The organism is Pseudothioglobus sp. nBUS_23 (genome assembly GCF_051201565.1).
Classification (GTDB): Bacteria; Pseudomonadota; Gammaproteobacteria; order PS1; family Pseudothioglobaceae; genus Pseudothioglobus.
This window is the reverse complement of record NZ_CP179200.1, coordinates 936095-954937: the sequence shown is the minus strand read 5'-3', so window position 1 is coordinate 954937 and position 18843 is coordinate 936095. Positions and strand designations below refer to the sequence as shown.

34 protein-coding genes and 2 tRNA genes are annotated in these 18843 nt (G+C 35.0%); all 36 read right to left on the bottom strand.

What is annotated here, in order from left to right:
* Nucleotides 1–27: 27 nt before the first annotated feature.
* The gene (locus ACMAZA_RS04875; protein WP_435187495.1) at nucleotides 28–405 is read right to left on the bottom strand and encodes a (deoxy)nucleoside triphosphate pyrophosphohydrolase; all 378 of its coding nucleotides are present in this window, start codon (nucleotides 403–405) and stop codon (nucleotides 28–30) included.
* Between the two features lie 29 nt (nucleotides 406–434).
* Nucleotides 435–956 (bottom strand): cytochrome b, encoded by a 522-nt coding sequence (locus tag ACMAZA_RS04870; protein ID WP_435187493.1) that lies wholly within the window; start codon nucleotides 954–956, stop codon nucleotides 435–437.
* 26 nt (nucleotides 957–982) lie between these two features.
* Nucleotides 983–1059, bottom strand: a tRNA-Arg gene (locus ACMAZA_RS04865).
* Nucleotides 1060–1290: 231 nt separating this feature from the next.
* Complete coding sequence (locus ACMAZA_RS04860; protein ID WP_435187491.1) at nucleotides 1291–1698, bottom strand: hypothetical protein; 408 nt, start codon at nucleotides 1696–1698, stop codon at nucleotides 1291–1293.
* Nucleotides 1699–1722: 24 nt separating this feature from the next.
* Nucleotides 1723–2319 (bottom strand): hypothetical protein, encoded by a 597-nt coding sequence (locus ACMAZA_RS04855; protein ID WP_435187489.1) that lies wholly within the window; start codon nucleotides 2317–2319, stop codon nucleotides 1723–1725.
* A 13-nt stretch (nucleotides 2320–2332) separates the two neighbouring features.
* Nucleotides 2333–2836, bottom strand: coding sequence for a tetratricopeptide repeat protein (locus ACMAZA_RS04850; RefSeq protein ID WP_435187487.1), 504 nt, complete (start codon nucleotides 2834–2836; stop codon nucleotides 2333–2335).
* The gene (locus tag ACMAZA_RS04845) at nucleotides 2826–3032 is read right to left on the bottom strand and encodes a hypothetical protein (protein ID WP_435187485.1); all 207 of its coding nucleotides are present in this window, start codon (nucleotides 3030–3032) and stop codon (nucleotides 2826–2828) included. Before ACMAZA_RS04845 ends, ACMAZA_RS04850 begins: the two co-directional genes overlap by 11 nt.
* A gap of 536 nt (nucleotides 3033–3568) precedes the next feature.
* Entirely contained in the window at nucleotides 3569–5050 is a 1482-nt protein-coding gene (locus ACMAZA_RS04840; protein WP_435187483.1) for a hypothetical protein, read from the bottom strand.
* A 160-nt stretch (nucleotides 5051–5210) separates the two neighbouring features.
* On the bottom strand, nucleotides 5211–5840 hold the full coding sequence (locus ACMAZA_RS04835; protein WP_435187482.1) for a hypothetical protein: 630 nt from the start codon (nucleotides 5838–5840) through the stop codon (nucleotides 5211–5213).
* 373 nt (nucleotides 5841–6213) lie between these two features.
* Nucleotides 6214–6510, bottom strand: a complete 297-nt coding sequence (locus ACMAZA_RS04830) for a hypothetical protein (protein ID WP_435187480.1) — start codon at nucleotides 6508–6510, stop codon at nucleotides 6214–6216.
* Nucleotides 6511–6512: 2 nt separating this feature from the next.
* Nucleotides 6513–6950 (bottom strand): hypothetical protein, encoded by a 438-nt coding sequence (locus tag ACMAZA_RS04825; RefSeq protein ID WP_435187479.1) that lies wholly within the window; start codon nucleotides 6948–6950, stop codon nucleotides 6513–6515.
* Nucleotides 6947–7546 (bottom strand): hypothetical protein, encoded by a 600-nt coding sequence (locus tag ACMAZA_RS04820; RefSeq protein WP_435187477.1) that lies wholly within the window; start codon nucleotides 7544–7546, stop codon nucleotides 6947–6949. Before ACMAZA_RS04820 ends, ACMAZA_RS04825 begins: the two co-directional genes overlap by 4 nt.
* A gap of 4 nt (nucleotides 7547–7550) precedes the next feature.
* On the bottom strand, nucleotides 7551–7997 hold the full coding sequence (locus ACMAZA_RS04815) for a hypothetical protein (protein ID WP_435187475.1): 447 nt from the start codon (nucleotides 7995–7997) through the stop codon (nucleotides 7551–7553).
* Nucleotides 7998–8013: 16 nt separating this feature from the next.
* Entirely contained in the window at nucleotides 8014–8409 is a 396-nt protein-coding gene (locus tag ACMAZA_RS04810; RefSeq protein ID WP_435187474.1) for a hypothetical protein, read from the bottom strand.
* Between the two features lies 1 nt (nucleotide 8410).
* Nucleotides 8411–8836, bottom strand: coding sequence for a tetratricopeptide repeat protein (locus ACMAZA_RS04805; protein ID WP_435187472.1), 426 nt, complete (start codon nucleotides 8834–8836; stop codon nucleotides 8411–8413).
* A gap of 45 nt (nucleotides 8837–8881) precedes the next feature.
* Nucleotides 8882–9178, bottom strand: a complete 297-nt coding sequence (locus tag ACMAZA_RS04800) for a hypothetical protein (protein ID WP_435187470.1) — start codon at nucleotides 9176–9178, stop codon at nucleotides 8882–8884.
* 1 nt (nucleotide 9179) lies between these two features.
* Nucleotides 9180–9395, bottom strand: a complete 216-nt coding sequence (locus tag ACMAZA_RS04795) for a hypothetical protein (RefSeq protein WP_435187468.1) — start codon at nucleotides 9393–9395, stop codon at nucleotides 9180–9182.
* Nucleotides 9392–9616, bottom strand: a complete 225-nt coding sequence (locus ACMAZA_RS04790; RefSeq protein ID WP_435187467.1) for a hypothetical protein — start codon at nucleotides 9614–9616, stop codon at nucleotides 9392–9394. The genes ACMAZA_RS04795 and ACMAZA_RS04790 overlap by 4 nt, the downstream gene beginning before the upstream one ends.
* Before the next feature lie 14 nt (nucleotides 9617–9630).
* Entirely contained in the window at nucleotides 9631–9894 is a 264-nt protein-coding gene (locus ACMAZA_RS04785; RefSeq protein WP_435187466.1) for a hypothetical protein, read from the bottom strand.
* A gap of 255 nt (nucleotides 9895–10149) precedes the next feature.
* Nucleotides 10150–10335, bottom strand: a complete 186-nt coding sequence (locus ACMAZA_RS04780) for a hypothetical protein (protein ID WP_435187465.1) — start codon at nucleotides 10333–10335, stop codon at nucleotides 10150–10152.
* Nucleotides 10336–10350: 15 nt separating this feature from the next.
* Nucleotides 10351–10533: a hypothetical protein gene (locus ACMAZA_RS04775; RefSeq protein WP_435187463.1), complete on the bottom strand. Its 183-nt coding sequence runs from the start codon at nucleotides 10531–10533 to the stop codon at nucleotides 10351–10353.
* Nucleotides 10533–10802, bottom strand: coding sequence for a tetratricopeptide repeat protein (locus ACMAZA_RS04770; RefSeq protein ID WP_435187461.1), 270 nt, complete (start codon nucleotides 10800–10802; stop codon nucleotides 10533–10535). Before ACMAZA_RS04770 ends, ACMAZA_RS04775 begins: the two co-directional genes overlap by 1 nt.
* Before the next feature lie 134 nt (nucleotides 10803–10936).
* Nucleotides 10937–11131, bottom strand: coding sequence for a hypothetical protein (locus ACMAZA_RS04765; protein WP_435187460.1), 195 nt, complete (start codon nucleotides 11129–11131; stop codon nucleotides 10937–10939).
* Between the two features lie 326 nt (nucleotides 11132–11457).
* Nucleotides 11458–11883, bottom strand: coding sequence for a DUF1810 domain-containing protein (locus ACMAZA_RS04760; RefSeq protein WP_435187459.1), 426 nt, complete (start codon nucleotides 11881–11883; stop codon nucleotides 11458–11460).
* 72 nt (nucleotides 11884–11955) lie between these two features.
* Nucleotides 11956–12198 carry a hypothetical protein gene (locus tag ACMAZA_RS04755; protein ID WP_435187458.1) on the bottom strand — a complete coding sequence of 81 codons (243 nt, stop codon included), beginning with the start codon at nucleotides 12196–12198 and terminating at the stop codon, nucleotides 11956–11958.
* A complete protein-coding gene (locus ACMAZA_RS04750) occupies nucleotides 12198–12710 on the bottom strand; it encodes a hypothetical protein (RefSeq protein WP_435187456.1) in 513 nt (170 codons plus the stop codon). The genes ACMAZA_RS04755 and ACMAZA_RS04750 overlap by 1 nt, the downstream gene beginning before the upstream one ends.
* Before the next feature lie 169 nt (nucleotides 12711–12879).
* Nucleotides 12880–14013 carry a hypothetical protein gene (locus ACMAZA_RS04745; RefSeq protein WP_435187454.1) on the bottom strand — a complete coding sequence of 378 codons (1134 nt, stop codon included), beginning with the start codon at nucleotides 14011–14013 and terminating at the stop codon, nucleotides 12880–12882.
* Between the two features lie 48 nt (nucleotides 14014–14061).
* Nucleotides 14062–15063 (bottom strand): tyrosine-type recombinase/integrase, encoded by a 1002-nt coding sequence (locus ACMAZA_RS04740; protein ID WP_435187452.1) that lies wholly within the window; start codon nucleotides 15061–15063, stop codon nucleotides 14062–14064.
* Between the two features lie 106 nt (nucleotides 15064–15169).
* Nucleotides 15170–15246 (bottom strand) — tRNA-Arg (locus ACMAZA_RS04735).
* Between the two features lie 73 nt (nucleotides 15247–15319).
* Entirely contained in the window at nucleotides 15320–15766 is a 447-nt protein-coding gene (locus tag ACMAZA_RS04730; RefSeq protein WP_435187450.1) for a DUF4396 domain-containing protein, read from the bottom strand.
* A gap of 8 nt (nucleotides 15767–15774) precedes the next feature.
* Complete coding sequence (locus ACMAZA_RS04725; protein ID WP_435187448.1) at nucleotides 15775–16179, bottom strand: c-type cytochrome; 405 nt, start codon at nucleotides 16177–16179, stop codon at nucleotides 15775–15777.
* Nucleotides 16180–16202: 23 nt separating this feature from the next.
* A complete protein-coding gene (locus ACMAZA_RS04720) occupies nucleotides 16203–16793 on the bottom strand; it encodes a hypothetical protein (RefSeq protein WP_435187447.1) in 591 nt (196 codons plus the stop codon).
* A gap of 79 nt (nucleotides 16794–16872) precedes the next feature.
* A complete protein-coding gene (locus ACMAZA_RS04715) occupies nucleotides 16873–17064 on the bottom strand; it encodes a CPXCG motif-containing cysteine-rich protein (RefSeq protein WP_435187446.1) in 192 nt (63 codons plus the stop codon).
* Nucleotides 17065–17140: 76 nt separating this feature from the next.
* On the bottom strand, nucleotides 17141–17428 hold the full coding sequence (locus ACMAZA_RS04710) for a hypothetical protein (protein ID WP_435187445.1): 288 nt from the start codon (nucleotides 17426–17428) through the stop codon (nucleotides 17141–17143).
* Nucleotides 17429–17486: 58 nt separating this feature from the next.
* Nucleotides 17487–18269, bottom strand: a complete 783-nt coding sequence (locus tag ACMAZA_RS04705) for a surface-adhesin E family protein (protein ID WP_435187443.1) — start codon at nucleotides 18267–18269, stop codon at nucleotides 17487–17489.
* Nucleotide 18270: 1 nt separating this feature from the next.
* Entirely contained in the window at nucleotides 18271–18702 is a 432-nt protein-coding gene (locus ACMAZA_RS04700; RefSeq protein WP_435187442.1) for a thermonuclease family protein, read from the bottom strand.
* Nucleotides 18703–18843 lie beyond the last annotated feature (141 nt).

The following is an 18843-nucleotide window of genomic DNA, read 5'->3' as shown; positions in this document are numbered from 1 at the left end:
AGATGATAAGGTATTTAAGGGAAAGAATTATATAAGTGATGTAATGTCGCCATCTCCAGGCACAAATTCATACTTTAAAAAGTCTTGTTTTTTGACCCATTCAACTGCTTCATGCTCTGACAAAATAATATTGGTATCAATCAATGTACAAAGATAGTAATGTAAAACAATATTTATTTCCTCATCCTGATACCTCTCCTCTGCGACTTTATTATGAATCTCTATATTGACATTGAGCTCCTCAAGAATCTCTCTGGATAAGGCATCCTTAAAGGTTTCATTTTGCTCAACTTTGCCGCCAGGGAACTCCCATTTAAGTCCCATGTATTTTTCTTTACTCCTTTTAGCAAGGAGATAGTGATCTCCCTTTTTAATAATTGCAGCAACAACGTCGGTAGGATTCATAAATTGATTACAATATAAAGCTTATTGAATTATTTTTCATAGCTTTTTTCCTTTAAAAATGGCACCATCGAAGACCATACTCCGTCATTTTTTAAGCGGTGAAAGATCGCAGCCAAAATGTGCAAACCAATAAGCCAATAGATAACAGAGACTGAAAACTCATGGACTTCCACCACTGTGTTAATTAAAAAGCCATCTTCAAATCCAAGCCAAAATAGCAAACCAATTAATAAACCAGTCAAAGGAATTAATGTAAGACAAACATACATTCCGTAATGAACAACTCTAGCAGCTAAAATTTGTGACTTTGGAGTAGAATCAGGAAGTGATGATTTTTGTGTTGTTTTCATGTAAATAAATCGAATCAAAAGCAATAACACAAAAACTGTGGCAAAAATTACTTCAAATTTAAGAAGTGCTTTGTTTTCTAATTGATTAAGTTCATCTATTTGCTTAAGTAAACCATAGATAAACAAAAGCACAAAACCCCAGTGCATGAACTTAGCTATAGAGCTAAAATTCGATTTGCTATCTAGATTTGTATTATTCATAGTCTATTAAACTTAATTTTAAAAAATGGTGCGCTCGAGGTGATTCGAACACCCGACATTCGGCTTCGGAGACCGACACTCTATCCAGCTGAGCTACGAGCGCAATGTTTGCTATATACGCCGCAGACCAGCAATACCAAGGGGTTTATACAAATTAATCATTACAAACGCCGTATCTAGTGCAAGAGCGATTATAAGCATATTTAGGTAGTTTTGAGACTAAAGTGCACGAAATTTGCACGAAATTCTAAGGCCGAAATTGGCTCAAAATAGACCCCCACCCCACCCCTTTTGAATCACTAGCCAATCGGGGAAACTGAGTTAGATGTGAAATTTAGAAAATTACGTCACCATAAATCAAAATACCAAGGCCAAGAATTAAGAGAATTCCATACCAATATTTATAAAAATGTTTTCCAGCGTGTGAATTATCAAATTCTGCATCAAACTCAGCTCTTTTTCTAAGCGCTTCAGCCTCTTCTGTTGCCTTCCTATATCTTTCTTTTTCAGCAAGCTCTATGCCTAGTTGTTTAGCTTTCAATCTTTGTTCATCTACTAAAGATTGAACTCTATATTTAATATAAAGAGACTGTGCTTTACCTTCATCTCCCAAACCATCAGCTAATGCTTTAGCGTAGATTCCTTTCCGCATTACACCTGATTCAACTTCATCAAGAACTTGCTTATATAATGCTTCTTCTTCAGGTGAAGGTGCTTGATTGAATACGTCTTTAATTCCCATATTTCAACTATATCAAAATTCTACTTAATTATCATCAAGCTGCTTTGTTCTTAATTCTACATACAGAGCTTTTTGTTTGACCTCATCGCCTTCAGTTTCAGCAAATGCTTTGGCCCATAATTCTGGACTTTTAATTTTCCCACTCTCAACTTCTTTATAAGCTATTAGGTAATTCTTTTCTGTATTGACCTTGGCTTTTTTTGCACTAGATTTATAATTTTTACCTGCGCCTTCAAGCACTCTTGTAAGCCAAGGTAAGACATAGTTAAGACCAATAAAGGGTACTAATAAAATAAACAAATACTCTGTTGCCCTATGACTTTTTCCAGGCTCACAGTTCAAAAATGTTCCCTCGAGTGTATGTTTTCTATAACCGATAACTGTGCGTTCAAAAGGGAAGTTTGTTTTTGCTATACACGCAGCTCTATTGTTGGAGCTTAAAGACTTTTGAACTGAATAAGGTAAGAAAAGGTTTATATCTGCAAATTTTGGGGACCACCAACTGTATTTAGCTTTGCTGTTCTGAATAGAATCTGCATAGGTAATTGCCAAAATACCTATAAATCCTATGAGCCAAATCACTGCAAACCTTTTTGACCACTTGTTTATAAAATTAATCATAAGATATAGTAGTTTAATTTCCAGTAAAAATACCAAAGATTGTAGAGGCTCCTAACTTTTGTTTCTCCCACCAAGACATTTGATTCTTTAGGAATTCTCTTGAGCGGCTCGCAATTGTTGGATTACTTCCTTGCGAAGCTAATTTAGCCCAATATTTTGCTTGACTTAGGTCTTTTTTAACTCCTAACCCCCTGTAATAAATACCAGACAACTCAAATTGTGAATTTTGGTCTCCCTGAAGTGCTGCTTGGTTAAACCAATATGCCGAACTTGAATAGTTCCTTTGAAGTCCATTTCCTCCATTTTGAAACATCATACCTAGGTTGAATTGTGCTTCAATATAGCCCTGAGAAGCTAAAGGCTGAAGTATTCTATATGCCTCACCATAATTTCCATCAAGTGCTTTATTGTATCCTTTTGTGAGTAATGCTTCTGAAGAGTGGACAAATGAAGAGCCAAGTAAGCTTATTAAAAGAGCAAATACGTAGACATATTTTTTCATATTGTTAATCAACATAAACACATTCCCCAGTTCTATAATCTGAGTCATATACTGTAGGAGGGTCGTATGGCTTTAAAAAAAATGTCATCGACTTTATAAATTTCATTTCAGATTTATTTATAACTACTGCCATAATACCTGCACCATAATCCTCATCAAGAGTGTTGTACGACATAGACAAAAGATGTTCATTTTCTCTCACATTAAACATATCACCTCTTTCTTTATCTAAGTAACCATTACTAGTTTTTTGATACACATTAATCGTAGTACTATCATCAAAAAAACTTGGGGAAGTACAAACATAACCCCCGGCATAAGAACTTAAACTTAAACCTAAGAATATGCCACAAAGTAGTATTTTTTTCATAATTAAACTATACCTGAATAAGACTTAATTTGAACTCCTTTTTGTACTAAATAAGGCCAATACTTTCTGAGTAATTTAAGTGCTCTAAAATAATGAATATGGAGTCCTTAGAGCCTTAGTAAAGGCTTTCTTCACTTGCTAAAGTTCTTATATTATTCAGCCAAAGTAATCCAAAATAAAACCTTAAGAGTAGTGCTTATTAATAGAATAAATACTGCATAGCTTGCATAGGCAAAAACATACCAAACTCTCTATTTTTATTAAAGTGCTTCAGGGTGCGTTTTTGGTGCATTAGTATTTATTTATTTTAAATATTTAAGCTATTTTGGCTATGCAAGCTATGCACATAAGTACACAACTTGCATAATTTTTATTTATTAAAAATCGTAAATAGGGGTTGTTGGCTCACTAGATGAGTTTATAAACTCTAAGTCACCTACTTTAACAAATGTCTTATTTGTTCTATCTTTATACTTTTGATAATAAATACCAATAGATTCAAGCGACTCCTCATTTCTATCGAGTTGTTCAATAACACCTTTAGCAGTCTTAACCCAAGTCACTGAGTGGGTAATTTTTGTAGAAGAATATTGGGATTCAATTTCCTCTAAAAGCTCTAATGGCCTTCCGTGAAAGAAGCTGCCATCTTCACACATCTTAACTATAGAAGAAGCAAAAGGGGAGGATTCCAACGAGTCAATGTGAGATTCTTTTACATTCTTTGCATAGGCGTTAATAAAGGTGGTTTTATCCCAACCATAAGCAGTATGTGCAGCTGTAGCCCACATACAGAAATCGGCCATTCGAGTCATATCATTTATTTCAGTATGCTCTAGGTTTGCTAAAGCCCTACTAAGCCCAGTAAGTAAGCCCTTTAAAATACTTGGTGCATCTTCATTAAAATCAGCCCAAGCCTCTTTTTCTGTTTTTCTGTGCTTAACTTTTTGTAGTGTCAGCTTTAGACTTCTACTTGCCAAATCACTTCGTTTTGCAAGCTCGGGAATGCCATTCAAAATAGTTGGCTTCTTAATTGAAACTGTCATCTCTCCATTGGTTGTATATAGCCTTCTAATAGATTGATTATCACCCGTTGAAATTTTACAAATAGCATCACTAAAAGTTGGACTAACTTTACTAATGTTATCAAAAGCAAGTATGTGGTTATTCATTCCAACAATTCTTAAATCACTGATACTTGGTTGAGTCAATAAATCTGCTTTATTTGGGTCTATTAAAGACCTAATCATTCGGCAAGCTGTTGATTTTCCAGAGCCAGCTGGCCCATTTATCAATAAAGAAGGATAAGCCCCCTCTCCAGCCTGTAAAGCCATTAAAAGCCATCCAGTCAGTAAAGGCAATTCTTCTTCTTGTATATTTATGTGCCTTAGTAAATACTTCACGCCATTTCCGCCTTTTGGATAAGGAAGTGGCTTCATATTATTGGTTCTAGTAAAAGCTACAGGAGCAATATCAATGACAGACCATCCTCTATTTGTCACCTCGATAACACTCCAGTTTTTATCACAGATATCTATGTATATTTTTTCTTCTATTTGAGCAACACGAAGATAAACATCTTCCCGATGGCCATCATAATTAGCAATTGCTGAAATGGTCATTATTGCACTGTCTAATTGGCTTTGATTAACTCCTCTTTTAGTCTTTTTAAAATACCAACTTCGCAGCAAGTCTCCAAAACCCTGGGAGTGTATCCCCCAAGTTTCGATATGTCTATCAACTAGAATTTTTGCATAAGGCTCATTTTGATTATCACAAAACAACCAACACTCTTTTTTTGCGTACTCAATTAGCATAGAGTCTGCTGTCTTTATTGTGCTTTTTTTGTTTTCTATGGTCATACTTTAACTCTCCCTAAATTGTCTGATGCGTTATGCAATCAGTAAGGAAATTATCTCAGTAAAGTGATGTTTTGCAGTAATTGGATTGGGACACAGAACACTCTACAGACACCACTAATAAAGCATTTAGTGGGACATTTTGGGAGCTTTGGGACTCTTGTTAAAAGTTTGGGTATTTAGAAAGATAATTCTTACGAATAGTTTCAAATTTTGGTGGATTTAGATGCATCTTATCTTTTTCAAGTAAGTCGGCAATTTCCTCGGCAAGGTTATACTTTGGTGTTGTTGGATATGTATCCATTATTTCTTTTGCAATCTTGTTAATCTCTTCTTGAATTGCTAGTGTTTTAGCTTGCTTCTTAATAAGTGGTTCTTCAGCAGCTAGTTTGGTTGTTTCTAATTTATAGTCAAAATCACCTTTATACATACTCAATCTTTCATAGCAAGCCTCTGTAGCTGCAAATAAGAACTTACTTACAAGAAGTTTGTATTCATTAGAGTTTCTATCAACTTTAATATTGGCGGATTTAAGTGCTTTCTCTATGTCTGCCTCAACTTCTTTGTTTTGATAACCAATTCTAAAGTCATCTGCTAGATGAGAGCACTGAGATTCTAGACCATCCATAAAATCATAGTAGTCTTGGCCAACCCCCGGCTTTCTAGTGGCAAATTCTACTTCATTAGCTCTTTGCAGTTTAGAGAGGTATTCTTGAGCCAATATAACTATCTGTTCTTCACTTATTGTCATAGTATTAAAGTGACCTACAGTACTCCATCCTTTCTGCAGCATTCGAGGTACCTCTAAACATACAATCAAGATAAGAGAAATCAATAAACCAATCAGCAATTAGAAAAAGAATTATAGGAATAGAGAAAATAATTAAATATGAAATACCTAATTTACGTCTATCAGTTCTTATTAGGCTGATGCCATAAAAAAGAGTGAATGCCCAAAGGACTAAGAAGATTATTAAAAGCATTTAGTTCTCATAGTTGATAAACCTTGGGTCAAAAGCTGCAAAGGATATAAACAAAACTAAAGCAAAAAGTAAGAAGATTGATACAAGGACTATTCCTGACTTTTGACGATTAGAACGCAGCCTCTGAATCCCATTAATTAGACAGAAAATCCAAAGACCTAAAATTATTATTCTTAGCATTTATTAATGTAAATTACTAGATTCGTGATTGAATCTGTAATCCTTATCTTCCCAAACAATTATTGGAATCCCATCTTCATTAAACTCACCAATCACTATAGGTGCATATGAGTCAAATACCAATCCACTTCCTTCTACTGCTCGTACTATTCTAGATGAAGTTATTTCGTCAGTTTCAACATCACCAATAAGATTAAATAGTTCTTTCAGGTCATTAGCTTCCATCTCAATACCAACTGTATCCTCGTGGTAAAACTTATCGTCTTGACTTAAAAGAAAAGTAATTAGATACTTACGCATAATTAGTAGGAAAAGAAGTTATCAAAGGACTTACTAAAACTCACAAAACCCGAAGATGTACACTCATAAACTTCAGAAGAATTTACCATTTCACCTTCGTCGTCATCTGAGAAATCCCAATATCTTCCAGTACCATCAGAGTCAATTTTAATTTTATAGTCTTCCCAATTCCATTCGTGTTGAACACCTCTCATTTGGTAGATTGTATCGATTGGAGATTCAGCATCTTTCAAGAATAACTTACCAGCATAATAGCCATCTTGTTCAAGTTCAGGGATATAACCAATAGACAAGATGAACTCTCCAGCATAACCATAAGCGAAGCAATCCCACTTCTTCCATTGGTAAGACTCATCATCAAACTTTACTTGTTGGGGTGAAGTTTCAGAACAACCAACTATGCCAAGAGAGATAAATAAGATTAGGAGTAGTTTTTTCATATAGTTGAACATCTTCCAAAGGCTATATACATAGAGTCTTTGTAGTCAGGAGGAATTATGGTGACACCATTATCTATAACACCTTTAGGACTTGATTCTAAACTACCAAGATTGTGGACGTGAATCAATCCATTTGGTTTAAACCTCACTTCAGGGTTACCCCACACGGAGCAATCTACCTTATCTAATTTCAAAGAGCCTTGACTATCTTTACTCCACCTTTCACGGCATAATTTGGAGTTAAATGCGGTTGATTCTTCACCAAATTCTTTAATCATATAACAACCATCTCTAGTAATGTAACTGGCATTATCGGACTCTGCCTCCTGACCATAAGAACAGAACATATTCTTTACTTTGGCATAGTCATAATCATCAGCATCTTCGCTTTTTTCATCATCCTGTTTTTTTATAATATATTTTTGCCCTGCTTTAAAATTGGCTTGATACCAATTACCATTAGACCAATTAAACCCAGTTGAATCTTCAATTTCACATAGCAGAGTAAAGCGTTCATCAAAAGATGTTATCTCAGCATTACTATAGTTAGAAATAAGAACTAAACTGGCAAATAGAGAGAGGAGAAGTTTCTTCATAAAATTAATTTCCTACTAAAGCACAGTTATTCTTTAAATACATACTTCTAGATGTTGTATCTCTTATTGAAGCATCGCCAACTTTTTCATAAACTTCCAACAACATCTCTTCATTAAGTCCGCCAAGAATGAAGTCGTTACTAAATAAGCCTCCACTATCAGATATTCTTAACACCAACCTATATGGAATATGCTTATTCATAAAATCACGAGTAATAATTCCACTTCTCATTGCCTCTAACAACTTTGTTCCACTGTTCATTCCAATGTTGAATAAACGATTCCACTCAACAGCAACTTCTTCAGAGTAATCGTGATGAGTAACGATATTGGCACACTTGAAAGCAACGACAGTTTTTTGACCAAGAAGTTTATACTCAGATAAATCCTCCTCACCAAAAGAATTAAAGGAAAGCATTAAAGAGAAGAGCAATAGGAGTAGTTTTTTCATTTTGAATTCAATTTGTCTAATACTTGCCGCATCTTGCTATCATTGTTTTTGTAAGAGGTCCTTCAACATAGGTATAGTTAAAGTGACCTTCATCATAGACACTAATCACTCTCCAATCATCTCTGTTGAGAAAGAAAGATTCTCTAGGATATTCGTCAGAACCAAATTCCCTATAATCAGACATCTCCAATTCAAAATATTCACCAAATCCAGCAAAATAACCCTTTTCTACAGTAAATACAATCTTGTCTGCTTCCATTCGAAAAGTAAATTCTTCTAATGGCTTTTCATATATTTTGTCTGGAGTAATATCCATAAATTGTTTCATCAGACAAAAGTAGTTGTCACCCACCTTTGCTAAACTGTGCGATGAAAAAGAAAATAATAATATTAGTAGGAGTATTTTCTTCAAATCAATACTTCCAAAGTTCTAACTCATCCCAAGCAGCTTTTGCATCTTCCCTTATCCAGGGGTCATCATTAGCGTATGCCATTTGAAACCAATATTTAGCTTGCTTATAGTCTTTAAGAACCCCTTTTCCATCAATATACATCCAAGCTAAATGTTTTTGGGACCAGGCATTACCTTGTTCAGCTGATTGTTTGAAGAACTTAAATGCCTTAAAGTTGTCTACCTCAACCCCATCACCATTTCTATATATCACTCCCAAGTATAGCTGAGCTTCATCATCACCTTCAGCAGCAAGAGGACTTAGTATTTCAATTGCTTCTGTGAATTTAAACTCCATATATTCTTTAATGCCGGGCTTGTAGGAATCAGCATTTGATGAATTAATTAAGCCAAGAGATAGTAACAAGATTAATAGTAGTTTTTTCATACATCGATTATATTTCAGAATGAACTAAAGTCAAACTTTGTTTCTTTAATCAATCCATCGGCAGACATAATCATAAGTGTCATATAAGCTCTGCTCTATATTTTCACAGAAGTTTAAATATTCAATAGTAGTGAAATCTTCACTTAGATATCCTCTTTCAATTAATTGCTCTATTTGTAAATGATATTCTGGGGGTTCCATAAACCAATGGTGGAGAATGTAGCCAAATGCTGCCATTAAAGCAAACAATATTATAGGAATGCTTGGAATTGCGATTAATAGGGCTTTCTTTTGCCTCCTTACAGATTCCTTTGTTTGTTCTTCTGTCCAGGCATTGTTCATATTAATCTACTATGCTCCATTCCCTCATAAAGCAGTTCTCAACTCCAGTTTTAGAAGTTTCACAATAGAGTTGCTGTCCATTCTCATCTGCAGAGATTCCAGCCATAGTAAAAGTCCAGAGCATAAGTATGACTGCAAAGAAACTCATAACAGAAAGAATTATTGCTTCTGCTATAGATACTAACCAGACAAAAGCTGTCGTTATGATTGTAATCAAGGTGTATATGCCTCCCCACCTGGAAAAACTCCTGGATTAGTCTCCATTAGCCATATCCCAAAAATCGTTGAGGCAACAATAAACAAAATAGGGATAGAAAATATAATTAGGATAACTTTTCCTAGCTTACGATGCTTTGTGAGTTTTATGAAAAATAACCCTGAAAAGAAGATAAATAGCCATCCTGGATAAAGCGGAACTGAATTGAGAAAGTTAATCATTTTGGTTATTCATATCAGGTCCAGCCACCTCTTATCATACAAGTCCAAAAATAATCAGGAGCTTTTTCAAGAGCTACCTTTTCTTCATCCGTCTCAGGGTTACATAATTTAAATATATCTTCGTGCTGATAGTCAGAAGGAAGATAACCCTGCTTTATAAGTTCTTTTATTTCTTTTGAATCTTCAGCCAACCAGTCCCAAAAAGAAGAAGTAATAATAAATAGAAAAACTAAAATAAGTCCAACCTTAATTATTTTAAAAAGTCTAATGCTATCCATCTTTATAAAGTTTTGATAGTAGTAGTTTTTTCATATCATCTAATCGTACAACAAACTTAACAAACTTCCAGATATATAAAAGCTAAGAGGAATCAGCACAATAATAAAAAACAATCTTAATGCTCTGAACATATTCTTGTACTTTTCATTTGAATAAAAACGAGGGATTAAAATGACACCAATTATTGTCATAATTGGTAAGCCTAAAACTAAATATATAAAGAGCACTCCTGAAAGGTTATCTAAATTCATTTGTTAGTCTGTTGATTCAATTTTAGATTCACCAGGAAGTGGCATTCCTCCTTCTGCCCAGTAATCATCTCCATCTGCCATAGCAAAAGCGATAACCACTATGATTATGCCAATGAAGCTAACAACTGCATAAATAATTGCATCAGCTATAGAAACCAACCACTGTAAGATTAATACAGGAATATGCATTATTCTAATGATGAGTTATCTTGATTCACAAACCTCTTCTTCTATAGCTGATTTTTCACAATAGATTTGATGTTGATTCACATCTGCATTGCTTACAGCAATAGAAAACAGTAATAAGCCCAAAACAGTACTAAATCCATAAATAATTGAATTAACAACAGTTAAATATAGCTTAAAAATTAAGATAGGAATTAGCATTAGTATTTATCGAGTTCGTGGATTGCATAAAGAACTTTGGCTGACTCACTAAACTCCTCATAGGTGCTATCTATTGCTCGTTGAAGCCAGTATTTTGCTTTTGATAAGTCTTTTTCAATGCCTGAACCAATAAGATAAGCAGCACCAATATTAAACTGGCAAGGGGCATACCCCATTTCTGCTGATTTAAGCCACCAGTCAGAAGCATCTTTGTCACTCTGAACAATCCAGTAGCCTTCTTTCTTATACATTGTGCCAAACTCACACATCGACTTGGGTTGTCCTTCCAGTGCTCTTTGGCTAATGTTATAAAGTTCTATTTGTCCATTTCTAACATCACCTGCTTCAGCATAGGCAATAGCTTGGTCTAAGTCAGCAAAGACTGATTGAGAGCAAAAAATAACTAGAAGTAAGAGCTTTCGATAAATAATCTTTCCTCCTCAGTTAATTCCCATCTGCATACCGTGGCTTGAAGTATTTCTTTCAAATACTCTTCTTGAGTCATTTCAGCTATATTATTGATAGTTGACATCATTTGTTCTTGACTGGCTGATACGCTTAAAGAAGTTAGACAGAAAAGTAGTAGTAGTCGTTTCATTAGTTACCAAATTTATAGCGAACACTCAAAGGAAATTAGGAGAGGCACCTTTGATGTGAGAATGTCCGCTATTCAATCTAATCTCACTTTAGTGTTTTAGGAGAACAACACTACTATTCTATGAAGTAAGACGAATTGATTTATGTTTTGTTGATGAATTTATGGTGTAGATTAACCCATAATAAAATAAATGCTAATTGTGCAGCGGAGTTTGCTACTTTGCCCAGGTGGCTATTATTAATACAATTGCCTCAAGTCTGATTATATATTTTTTTGTACTTCTTAAGTCTGCACCTAGTAAGCACTTGGTTTTAACTTCACTTCCATCACGAAACATCAATAATCTCTAATGTATTCTCATCTCGCTCATCATCAAAATATGCCTCAATAATATTAGTAAAGATAGAACTTTCATCCAATATATACTCAAACAAGGTCATTGAGGATAGAAGCTTCAAATCATCTGGAAATCCCATAACTTTATTCATTGAAGCATCTTTAAGGCTAAGCAGTATTTCGCAAGCCTCAAAGAGTCTTGGACCTAGCACAGGATGCTCAAGATAAGCCCTGCCCTCCTCTAAAGTTTTAATCGAGTAAAATTTGGCTGTATCTGATTTACCAAGTCCCTCGATTTGAGGAAAGACATACCAGACCCAATGACTCTCTTTTCTGCCCCGAGCAAGCTCCAACATAGCACCCTCATAGGTTGTCTCTTGAGCCTCTATGAAGCGACTTAAGTTATATTTATCCATTAAATTCAATTAATAAGTAAATACAATTTAATATACCTATTTGTATCAATTCACATAATCATTATGCAGAGTTTATTCTTTCAAAAAATCGCCAAACGACTTTAAGTATTTAATATCAGCATTGTATTCGGCTTCTAGAAACTCAGTCATCTCATTAACGCTATCGATGTGTCTCTGAATCTCAGCCTGTCTTTCAGATTCAGTTAAAGAAACAAACCACTCAGCATCTGCACCACGTGGACGTGAACCACGACTATCTTTAACCATCTCTGAATAAAAATAAAAAGCTGCTTGAGTATTTTTATCAATTTGCATTATTTAGCCCCCTTTTTTATGGACATATAATCATATGAAATAGTCACATACGCCCAACTCGCATTAAATATAAGCATAAATAATTCTTGGAATTGTTTCCTCCTGTCGGAATCAAATCTTCTTATATTGATTGGATTGCCATTAACATCAAGCAAGTTCTTAGCCTGAAAATTAAGAGCTGGTGCTGTATATTTTTGTCTATCCTCAGGATTTTTGATTCTAGCCATTAGCATCCCATTGGCAGAAAAAGCATAGTAGTGACTTAAAAAGTAATCCTGAACATAAATCTCCTCTCCTAGAAAAGCGGTAAAGATATCGCTAAAACTATCAAAGCTTAAAAAAGGCTTCATAAGATTATCAGCTCTATTTTCTACGTGCTTTGACCAGGCTTCATCAATAGTCATATTATGCTTTTCAGCACAACGATAAAGGGAGTCGATGAGTCTTTCCTGTCCAGGTGGACCTATGATGATATCTAAGTGGTCTTTATTATATTGGTTTTGGTATGACATTGCTGTCTCCTTTTTTGAGTACTTAAGGGAAAATCCCAAGGCGTACAATAGAGGTCAACCGCCTAGTTCTTTGAGTGAACAAATCTTTTATTTCTTACACTTAAATCATATATTATTTAGCTTAAAAGTCAAGTGCTAAAGCCCTGAAAACTTTTTAGAATAGGGTTTTTTAAAACCACCTTTTGTCTCTTTTGTCCATATCTGCAATTATTTTCATTATTCCCTCAGGCATAACTGCACCAGCATCTGTCAACAAAGCTAGTTCTTTTTTTACATCCCTTTTCCATAGCATTTGTTTTTTTTGTCTAATAGCAAAATAAAAATTCTCCATATTTCTAATCATCGTTAATGTTGGAAAATATTTTTTAGGATTATCCAGTTTCTTTTGAGCATTAGAACCAAGAACAAAGCTTACTACAATATATAAGATAAACATAGGAAATAAAGACCCAATTCCATAGGCATCAGGTAGGATTCCATTTACCTCCAAGCTTGTAGCTATTAATAATACAATTACAGTAGAAATAATCCATAATGCAATATATTTGTAACTTCCAAAACTATTATTACTAAATACTTTTTCAGCTCGAAGTTTTGATTCCTCCTCCCTTTCTAATGAGGTTGAAAAATCTGAGTTAAATAAGCTTTTCATAGAATGTTCATCTTTAAAGTATTTGGATTTTCCTGCTGCGTCTATATAAGCGATGATTTCTTGGTCGGCATAAAGCGTAATGAATAACAGGTCAATTCCACTATGTCTAATTTCAGATTCTAAATAAATACTCAATGCAGCATCTATATCATCTAGATAAATTAGCATTCTTGAGTCAGAATACTTTTTTCCAGCAATTTGGGTTTCAATTGGTCTAGAATAATTCGATGTGAGCCGAGTAGCCTCTTCAATAACTTCCCTAGTTACATCATCATCATTTAATGATTTTCTAGATAGATATTTAATATCCGCTAATGCAAGTGCTAGTTCAAAATAAATATCTGCATCAGAGGTTTTTTGTAAATCTGAAAATTTAAGTTCTTTTTGACTAAAGTCTTTAATGAGCATCTTTAGGAAGAGGATTAAAATCCCAGTTCTTTCGCTATGAATCTCAGTTTTTATAAAATCTTCAATATCACCATTGTAAAGCATTTGCTCACCAAGCCATTTGGTGACATAATCTTGCCATTCCCCCTGAAACTCCTCATTGCTTGCGATAATTGGTTTAAGAATCCTTTTGCTTCGTATTTTTTGTCTTACAAAATATTCTTCCCACTCATCAGGAGAATTAAAATTTTCCCATTCTTCCATTTAAAATATTAATTTATACGTATAAAAACATTGTAGTTTATTCTGATACTAAATACTACCCATCACTCTATTTATAAGGCTCGACTTATGCTCAATGCAGAGATGAGCATAACGCTTTGTCACCTCTATTTGTTTATGACCTAAGACATCTGCTATCTCAAGAAGAGTTGCACCATTTTGAGCTAAATAGGATGCTGTAGTGTGCCTTAAATCGTGGAATCTAAAGTCTTCAAGATTTGCTTCTTCCACTGCCTTCCTCCAAGGTTTATAGAAGACATAAGGTTTTGATGGAGTAATCTTTGAGCCAAATATTAGAGAACTATCATATTGATTAAAAAATTGAAGCTGATTAATAACATCGGGCGTTAAAGGCAATACTTTAGCTTCTCCATTTTTAGAAATGTTGACATAAGCAGCTTGTTTCTCAAAATCTATGTCATTCCATCTCAAACTTTGTAGCTCTCCCCTCCTCGCTCCTGTTGTGATTGCCATTAAGACAAGTAGATAGAGCAACTCCCATTTTGAAGTCCTACAAGCTCTAAATAGGCGTTTTCTCTCATTATCTGATAAATATCTTGTCCTTCCCTTCTTTTCAGGCAGAGAGCGTATATATCGCGTCGGGTTCTCGGTTAGACCTAGCTCTCTGATTCCATAGTTAAAGACAACGGATGCCAACTTCTTGTATTTATTAACGGTGGCATTGCTAAGCTTTTTAGGAAGCGTATCCAAGCCTGCAGAAATATCTTCTTTATGGATATCAATAATAGGCATCTCGCCCATATGATTAAGCCAGTGTTTCAGCCTGCTTCTTTGCATCTGCGGCTTAGTCCCTAGGTACTCGTTACTTAGATACATCCCTGTAAGAGTATTAAAGTTCATCTTAGAGCTGAAGGCTCTGTGACTTATCTCACTTTCCTCTATCTTTAAAATAAAGTCTCTTGCTTCCTTCTTATAAGGAAAGGTCTTATTAATATTGGGTAATCCCTTTCTTCGGATATAAACTCTATATGAGACGCCCTTCTTATTCACTACTTTTTGTATGCTTGCCATATCAAATCTCCATTAAGTGCACGAAATTTGCACGAAATTCGTCGTTTGGAGGATTGATTTGGATTAGGGCAAAGCCCTGAAAGCCTTATGGTATATGTAGAAAATTTGGTGCGCTCGAGGTGATTCGAACACCCGACATTCGGCTTCGGAGGCCGACACTCTATCCAGCTGAGCTACGAGCGCAATGTTTAGTTGATTCGCCGCAGTTCAATTGTTATCAAGTAATTTCTCTCGATTTCTAATGCTCTATTCATAATTAATGACAAGCTATGCCATACTTCTTTAGGCGCCAGTAATTGTATGGCAAAGGTGTAACAAATCCAGCCAATAGCATAAAAGGAATCACCCACCAAGTGAGCACTGCACCGCCTGTAAGCAGAATATCTGTCAAATTCATTGCGAGTTCCATAGCAATCATTGAAATAAAACTCATGCCGATAGCTGTTTTAAACGCCAATCTAATTGCCATTTGTTTACTAAGAATTAGTGTCTCTAATGCAATACTTGTGATCAAGCCGTTAACTATTGCGAGTGCCATTACTTGCCAAACTGACCAGCTATGCTCTATATTCTGAAAAGCAAAGATAGTTCCAAAATCACCAATTGAGCAGCCAAGCAGGCACCACAATGTATTTACTCTGCTCCGTTTCCAGGTATGCTTACAAAGCCAAAAACCATCATTAATTGCTGGAATGAATTGCATTTTGTCTCCTATTTGAATTTCTGATCATATCTTGTTTGAATTTCTTTTGGCCACAGATTATACATATAGTCAATTAAAGCCTGCTTTTCTTCGTTCGACAACCTCTTTTCAAATGCAGGCATTTGTCCACCCATTTCAGTACCACCCTTATTAATGGTATAAAGCAACTGCTCAGGCGAATGATGCCAAGTATGAGCAGTGCCATTAAGTGGTGGTGGAGGATAGTTACCATTTGCATCTTTAACCTTCCAGTCTTCAGCAAGGCCTTGGCCATTAGGACCGTGACAACCTATACAGTTTTTTTCATAAACGCTCTCACCTAAGGAAGTCATAGAGTTTGAATTTTTATTTTTTTCTTCAGGACTACACCCTACCAATAAAATTAATGTGGATAAGAGTAATAGTTTATTCAATGACAGAAGTCTTGATTGAGTCACTATGAGCTAGAGGGGCAAAGGTTTGGGTCCCAATATTCATCTTCGATATCCCCCATCGAAAACAACAGTCCAACAATATCGGTAAATGAGAACTTTTCAATATCTCCAACAGCCATAATATATTGCCCTGTGTTGGACTCATTAAAGACTCTTATGAAGTATGTTCCTGCATCATAAACTCTATTAGACAGGAAGTTTTCACCAATTTCTGGGCCGTTCCAATACCACTGCTTTCCATATTCTTCATACCAAGGAGTCCACTCAAAGTTTTCACCATCAGCAAGACTTATTCTATGAAACTCAGAATCCAAGACTTCAAATGAAAACTTTTGCTCTAAAGCACATTCTCCAACTTTAGCAGCTAGGATTCCCGCATAGAAGTCAAAATCTATCTCAGATTGAATTCGATAGTAGTGAGGATCACCAGTCAGGGTTGAGTAAATTGCTTTTGAAATTTCAGGCTCCTCAATTTCATAAGGCGCATCTGCAGGATAGGTAGAATTTTCATTGAGAACCGGCTTATGTGCAAAGGCATGCGTAATAAAAATAGAACAAAATAGAAAAGTAATGATTCGTCTCATAAGTTTCATAATAGACCTAAATAATGCAGATATTCCATATTTTTTTATGGTTTAATAAGAGTTCTATCTGGTGAAGTTTTAAAAAAACTCATTCGTTTCCATCACTAACATGAGTGATTGAAATTTCGCCATCAAAAGCTTCGTAATCTAACTTATTCGGGTTGCAACAAATTTCGCAATCATAAATTTCGGTATTGTTCCCAGCAAAAGATGAATCAACTTCTAATGAAACCTCAAACTCTTCAAAGCAAAAGAAGCATGTAATGAATTTATAGGTCATCTTTCAAAAGACCTGAATGTGCTTTTAATGTTGTCAATGAATTTTTTCATGATTAATAAAATTCTTTTCATAATATTTAAGACAAACAGGTCTCTTCATTCTCGCAGCTGAAAACATATATTTCACCCTGATTTTCTATTTGTATGCTGTTAATGTCACAAAAACTAGATGAATGAAATTTAATGTAATCAGAATCATGGCAAAACTCTTCTATGGCGTCTTGCATATTGCTGACAAAGTACTTGTCTTTCAGGCTGCCTATATAAAGGAATAAAGCAACAATGACTGGCAAGAGAATAAACAGAGCCTTCTTCTGCTTTGTAACAGATAGTTTTGTTTGTTCTTCTGTCCAAGATCTATTCATTAATAAATGTTATTTTATGCATTATGTCAAGGCACATCCCGAAGATTCATACCTTAAGTCAATCTAAAGTAAATCTAATCATTAACTCATTCTCGAACAAAGCCTCATCTGGTGGCAAAGGAATAGGAGACGATCTAAAGATAGCTCTTCTAATCGAGTTACCAAAGGGTTGAGCCACACTTTTGGGCATTACTTTATTTGAAGTGTTACCTGAGCTACAGCCTAAAATCTTAACGGCTTCAACTGCACCATTGTTAGCCTGATTAATTAAAACATCACAAAACCAGGATTCTTCTGCATCTTCATAACTCCAAAACGACTTAATTTTTTCTTGAACAGTATTGATATATTCTAATTTTAGAGTTTTTAACTCAGGAGTGATCTCTTCATTTTTTGTCTGAATTGCACTCAGTCCACTCTCTTTTTCAAGAGCTTCATTTCTTTTTGTTAATGCCTCAATTCGTTGGCTTTTCTCTTCGGAATCAAGCCTTGACATTTGGCAAATAAAGTTCAGCAGAACCTCGAAACCAGTATTGGGCTGGTAGTACTCCCAAGCGCCATTAATTTCTCTTTCTACACCCTCTCCCTCACCCATTGGAAAGGAATATCGAATGCGTCTTTCAACTCTGAAGCCTTTCAAGTTGCAGTCACCTTGGGCGTACGTTTTTTCACTCCCCTTTCCCCAAGAATCTAAATACCACCAAAAAATATATCCATCCTTTTCAATGAGCGTATCAAAGTCGATATATAAGGAGGCATTATTACCTGGAAGGACCTTGGTCCAATCGGCATAGACATTGAAAGATATCAATAGGGAAACGAATAGTAATATTTTTTTCATTTTATTTGCACCAACTTGTTTTTTTGCCGCCGTTATATCTGTATGCTAGTTCATTTTCTAGGAGCTCTTTTTCAAGGCTCACTCCATCAATAAATACCTTGGCGACAACTCGAAAGTACTTACCTCTTTGGATATCATTCAGTTTAATTTCTTTGGCGTTCCTCAGTTTATCCCTAACAAAATCCCTTGCTAAAAGTGCCAAATCATTCTCATATTGACACTTGCCTCTAATTTCAGGCGTATCAACCCCTTCTAGCCTGATGGCTATATTCTTGCCAACAATGGGTGAGAGCGAATCAATATCAACTCTAAATGTATCACCATCATAGACACTTATGACTCTAGAAACGATTACAGATCCGTATTGAGTAGCAGACAGAGTGGACTGCCCAAAAAGAAGTAAAGCTATCAATATCCAAATTTTTCTAATCATTCATTTATTTAAAAATATTTTAATTTTGTGATTTTATCCAACTCTATAAAAGTTACAATGCTCTTCATAAAAACTCTATTATTTCTTCATAATTGAGAAATAATATATTATTACAATTCACTCTTTATTAAATAACTTATC